This is a genomic window from Mesorhizobium sp. Cs1321R2N1 (assembly GCF_037179725.1).
In the GTDB taxonomy this organism is placed as follows: Bacteria; Pseudomonadota; Alphaproteobacteria; order Rhizobiales; family Rhizobiaceae; genus Mesorhizobium; species Mesorhizobium salmacidum.
In genome coordinates this window covers 1-4258 of sequence record NZ_JAPYKP010000248.1, presented here as the reverse complement: position 1 = coordinate 4258, position 4258 = coordinate 1, and the positions used below count along the sequence as shown (strand labels likewise).

Annotated in this window: 6 protein-coding genes and 1 pseudogene; 4 read left to right on the top strand and 3 right to left on the bottom strand. The window is 63.2% G+C overall.

From position 1 onward, the window contains the following. Positions 1 to 183 (bottom strand): SDR family NAD(P)-dependent oxidoreductase (locus tag O7A61_RS31295; protein WP_337133039.1); only part of this gene is annotated, 183 nt, incomplete at its 3' end. Between the two features lie 171 nt (positions 184 to 354). Between O7A61_RS31295 and O7A61_RS31290 the strand changes: the two genes are divergently transcribed. Further along, on the top strand, positions 355 to 984 hold the full coding sequence (locus O7A61_RS31290) for a glutathione S-transferase family protein (protein ID WP_337133038.1): 630 nt from the start codon (positions 355 to 357) through the stop codon (positions 982 to 984). A gap of 132 nt (positions 985 to 1116) precedes the next feature. On the opposite strand, the gene O7A61_RS31285 is transcribed toward O7A61_RS31290, so the two are convergent. Continuing rightward, positions 1117 to 1716: a YdeI/OmpD-associated family protein gene (locus O7A61_RS31285; RefSeq protein WP_337133037.1), complete on the bottom strand. Its 600-nt coding sequence runs from the start codon at positions 1714 to 1716 to the stop codon at positions 1117 to 1119. A gap of 199 nt (positions 1717 to 1915) precedes the next feature. Here O7A61_RS31285 and O7A61_RS31280 point away from each other — a divergent pair, with 199 nt between their 5' ends. Next, entirely contained in the window at positions 1916 to 2260 is a 345-nt protein-coding gene (locus O7A61_RS31280) for a VOC family protein (RefSeq protein WP_140713916.1), read from the top strand. Positions 2261 to 2286: 26 nt separating this feature from the next. On the opposite strand, the gene O7A61_RS31275 is transcribed toward O7A61_RS31280, so the two are convergent. Continuing rightward, complete coding sequence (locus O7A61_RS31275; protein WP_337133036.1) at positions 2287 to 2760, bottom strand: cupin domain-containing protein; 474 nt, start codon at positions 2758 to 2760, stop codon at positions 2287 to 2289. Positions 2761 to 2825: 65 nt separating this feature from the next. Here O7A61_RS31275 and O7A61_RS31270 point away from each other — a divergent pair, with 65 nt between their 5' ends. After that, positions 2826 to 3281: a MarR family winged helix-turn-helix transcriptional regulator gene (locus tag O7A61_RS31270; RefSeq protein WP_337108218.1), complete on the top strand. Its 456-nt coding sequence runs from the start codon at positions 2826 to 2828 to the stop codon at positions 3279 to 3281. Between the two features lie 129 nt (positions 3282 to 3410). Next, a pseudogene (locus tag O7A61_RS31265) lies at positions 3411 to 4131 on the top strand (SDR family oxidoreductase). The last annotated feature ends 127 nt before the right edge of the window (positions 4132 to 4258 follow it).

Here is a 4258-nt window from a genome sequence, read left to right as displayed (position 1 = left end):
CGCGGCGACATCGAGCGCGATGGCCTCGACAGCGCCATCGAGCCCTTTCACCGCCGCCTCGCCCTTGGCGAGATCGCGCGCGCCGAGCAGAACGGTGAAGCCGAGCGCCGCGAGTTGCCGCCCGGTTTCAAGCCCGATGCCGCGATTTGCGCCGGTGACGAGGGCGACTTTGTGGGTGTTCATGGGAAGCCTCTTTGTCGGTCATCTCGGGGCAAAATGGCACGGGTGGACCTGTTTTATTAGAGGGACGAGATAGCAGTCGTCATGCGATGACGCGCGTGAGTTGGTTGCGCAGGAATCGGGTGTCGGCGGGCGCAGCTATATGCGATCGTTCACCCATCAAGAGGACCGGTCATGCTCACGCTTCACGATTATCTGCCGTCGCAGAACGGCTGGAAGATCCGGGTCCTGCTAGGGCTGCTGAAGATCCCTCACGTCACGCACCCCGTCTCGATTTTCGAGGGCGAGAGCCATACCGACGCCTTCCTGGCGCTCAACCCGGCAGGCGCGGTCCCGGTCCTTCAACTCGAGGACGGCAGCGCCATCGCCGAATCCAATGCGATCCTCACCTACCTTGCCGAGGGCACGCCCTTCCTGCCGTCGACCCGCTACCGGCGTGCCAAGGTCATGCAGTGGCTGTTCTTCGAACAATATAACGTCGAGCCCGTCATCGGCTCGCTGCGCTTCTGGACCCTGACCGGACGGCTCGACCGCAACCAGACCATGGTTGCCGGCAAGCGCGAAGCCGGAGCTCGTACGCTCGCCGCCCTGAACCGCAACCTTGGCGAGGCGCCGTTTCTCGCCGGCAGCGACCTCACCATCGCCGACATCGCCGTCTATGCCTACAGCCACCGCGCCGGGGATTGCGGCTTTTCGCTCGCGGACTATCCGGGGTTCGCAGCATGGACCGACCGCGTACGCGATGCCATCGGACCCGGCTACCCCGTCCATCCCTACGGCATCGACCCGCATTCGGGCGCCTGAAGGGCATCGAGCGGTTCACCGTTTCACAGAAACGCTCACCCGCTCTATCTCTTTGTTTTTACGCAATTCCGCAAGGGAAAGCGCTACGCGCTTTTCCCGGGAAAACCGTTTCACACTTTTCCTGGAATTGCTTTATTTCTTCCCCTGTGGACGGATCGTCTCGCCGCGCTTCAGCATCGCGACGAAGGTTTCGATCTTCTTCTTGCGTCCCGTCTCGGTCTTCATGTTGTGGGTGCGGAAGGCGAGCGCGAAGCGGTTCTGCGCGCTGAGCTTTCCCAGCATCGCCTTCGCCGCCGGCTCGGCGTCGATCGCCGCCTGCAGATCCTCGGGAATTTTCATCTCCTTGCCGCTGCCATAGGCGCGCGCCCAGCGCCCGTCGGCCTTGGCCGCCTCGACCTCTCTCAGCCCATGCCCGGTCATGCGGCCCTCCTCGACGAGGCGCGCCACATTGTCGACGTTGATCTTGCTCCAGATGCTTTTTTTGCCGCGCGGCGTGTAGCGCTGCAGGAAACTGTTCTCGTCCAGCCCCTTGCGCACGGCATCGATCCAGCCGAAGCACAGCACGACGTCGATGGCCTCCTTCGGTGTGATCGACTTCAGTCCCGACCCCACCTTGTGAACCTTGATCCACACTTCGGTTTCCGTGGCGTGGTGCTGGGCAAGCCAGCTGTAGAAACTGGCCGCGTCGGCGAATTCCCGCACCTTGTCAGGGTCGACTTTGACCGGCGCCATTAGTGCACCCGCCCGATCAGTGTCGTTGTCGCTGGCATCACTGTAATCTTGCCTCCGGCATCATGCGATTCCCGGCATCATGATGGCATGTTTCACTGCCAATTTTCGTCAGCAGTGGGGCACGCTGCCGCCAGGCAACGGAACACACCATCCATCGCCGCGTTCCGACAAGAGAGTGCAATCGCCATGGAGGATCGCGATGGCCGTGCAGACCGTTTTCGCCCATGTCAGTTGCTCCGACCTCGAGCCCAGCATCGACTGGTATGGAAAACTCTTCGGCAAGCCGCCGCTGCGCCGGCCGATGCCTGGCCTTGCCGAATGGCAGTTCACGGAAAGCGCCGAGGTGCAGCTCTTCGAGGACAAGGAAAAAGCCGGCACCTCGACGCTGACGCTCGGTGTCCTGCCCCTGGCGCCCGAGCGGCAGAGACTGGTGGATGCGGGCCTCGAACCCGGCCCGATCGAGAAGGCCGGCCGTTCCTGGATCATGCGCATGCGCGATCCCGATGGCAATCTGGTGGTGTTTGCGAGTGCGGAGCGGGAATAGAGCCGCCGCAGCCCAGCGCTCGTGTTCTACGCCGGTGTCGGTGCCGCCGGCGTCAGCCCGTGGCGACGCATGATCTCCATCATGCTGGCCTTGTCAGGCGGGCCACCGGCGGCGGCATGGAACATTGCGAAAATCTCGCGGAAATAGTCCGGACCGATCGCCGCCGGGGTCACGATACATAGTACCGTCGCGTCGTTGACGCCCTTGTTGTCGAACCGGTGGACGGCGCCGCGTGGAATGCATAGCGCCTCTCCCGCTCCGACATCGATCGCCTTGCCGTCTACGGTCCAGGTCAGCACCCCGCCAACGCCGTAGATCGTCTCTTCATAATGATCGTGGCTGTGCGCCGGCGCCAGCAGCCGCGATCCGCCAGCCACTTTCAACTCGAAGGCGGCGACGCTGCCGTTCGAACTGTCGCCCGTCACCAGGAAGCGAATCGATAGCATCTTGTCGCCGATGGCCTCTTCGGCTGGATTGACCTGAAGATTCATGGATGACATTGCGCAAACCCCTCCGGTAAATTACATTTACTAGCAATCAGTAAACTCAATTTACCGGATCGTCAATGGCCACGTCCACCGAAGTTCTGCAGACCAAGACCGAGGACCTTTTGATCGGCGCCCTGTTGCGCGTGCCGGCGCAGGCGATCCAGCGCCGGCTGATCAAGGAGCTCAACGACGCGGGTTTCGACGAATTGCGCCTGCCGCACATGGCCGTGCTGCAGTTTCCCGGCCCGGACGGGGCGCGGCCCGGCACGATCGCCGAGCGGGCCGGCATGAGCAAGCAAGCCATCAACCAGTTGCTCAGCAGTCTGGAAGGCTACGGCTATCTCGTCCGCTCCGACGGTGAAGGCAGCGCGCGCGTGGTGCGCTCCACCGAGCGCGGCCACGCCGCTTTCTGGAAAATGGTCGACATATTGCGCGACATCGAGGCGGAGTGGCGCACCGAACTCGGACCGCAGCGCTTCGCCCAGTTAAAGGCGCTGTTGTTCGTCGTTTGGGATAGCCCTCTGGTACGCTGACGGGACGAGGCTCATATGGGCTGGCATAATCGGCCCGTCCGATGACATCATCGGTTTCTTCCGTTTTCGCTTTCCGCATCGAGCTGCCAATTCCCTGCCCTTGTCCAACCAAACGAAGGCAGAGCGGATATGAGCATTTCGAACCAAAAGATCCTGATCGTCGGCGGAGGATCCGGCATGGGCCTGGCGCTTGCAAGGCGCTGCCTCGAAGCCGGGGCCGAAGTCATCATCGCCGGGCGCGGCGAAGACAGGCTGCGGCAGGCCTGTGAGGCGCTGGGCCGCCCTCGAAACAACCACTGTCGACATCACGCGGGAAGATCAGGTCGCGGCGTTGTTCGCCGGGATCGGCGGCCTCGACCATATCGTCAGCACCGCCGCCGACATCGACGGCGCCTACCGGCTGCTGCCGGAGCTCGATCTCGCGGCGGCGCAACGCGTGGTCGACAGCAAGATCTTCGGCCCGCTGCTGCTCGCCAAGCACGGCGCGCCACGGCTGGCAGTGGCCGGCTCGATGACCTTCGTTTCCGGCATCGCCGCCTACCGGCCGGCCGCGCGCGGCTCGGTCGTTGCCGCCGTCAATGCCGCGCTCGAAGGGATGGTGCGGGCGCTGGCGGTGGAACTCGCGCCGATCCGCGTCAACGCCGTGTCGCCCGGCTGGGTCGATACCGAGATTTGGGTGCAGGTGGCCGGCGACAGGAAAGCAGAGACACTTGCGGCGATGGCCGAGCGGCTGCCGGTCGGCAGGATCGGCCAGCCCGACGACATCGCCGACGCGATTTTCTTCCTCATGGGCAATGGTTTTACGACTGGCACGACGCTGCATGTCGAGGGCGGGCATCGCTTGGTCTAGTCTAGGGCGTAGTGACGATTTAACGGGTTGGGATTCCCAAGGAAGGGCAAATCAGATTCAACGCTGATTTTTGGAGGTCAGCGATGGACTGCGATGCGCTTCGAGAGGATCAGTGGGAACGGATCAA

Coding starts and splice junctions, on each gene's coding strand:
- O7A61_RS31290 (WP_337133038.1), top strand. CDS start 355: ATGCTCACGCTTCACGATTATCTGCCGTCGCAGAACGGCTGGAAGATC.
- O7A61_RS31285 (WP_337133037.1), bottom strand. CDS start 1,716: ATGGCGCCGGTCAAAGTCGACCCTGACAAGGTGCGGGAATTCGCCGAC.
- O7A61_RS31280 (WP_140713916.1), top strand. CDS start 1,916: ATGGCCGTGCAGACCGTTTTCGCCCATGTCAGTTGCTCCGACCTCGAG.
- O7A61_RS31275 (WP_337133036.1), bottom strand. CDS start 2,760: ATGTCATCCATGAATCTTCAGGTCAATCCAGCCGAAGAGGCCATCGGC.
- O7A61_RS31270 (WP_337108218.1), top strand. CDS start 2,826: ATGGCCACGTCCACCGAAGTTCTGCAGACCAAGACCGAGGACCTTTTG.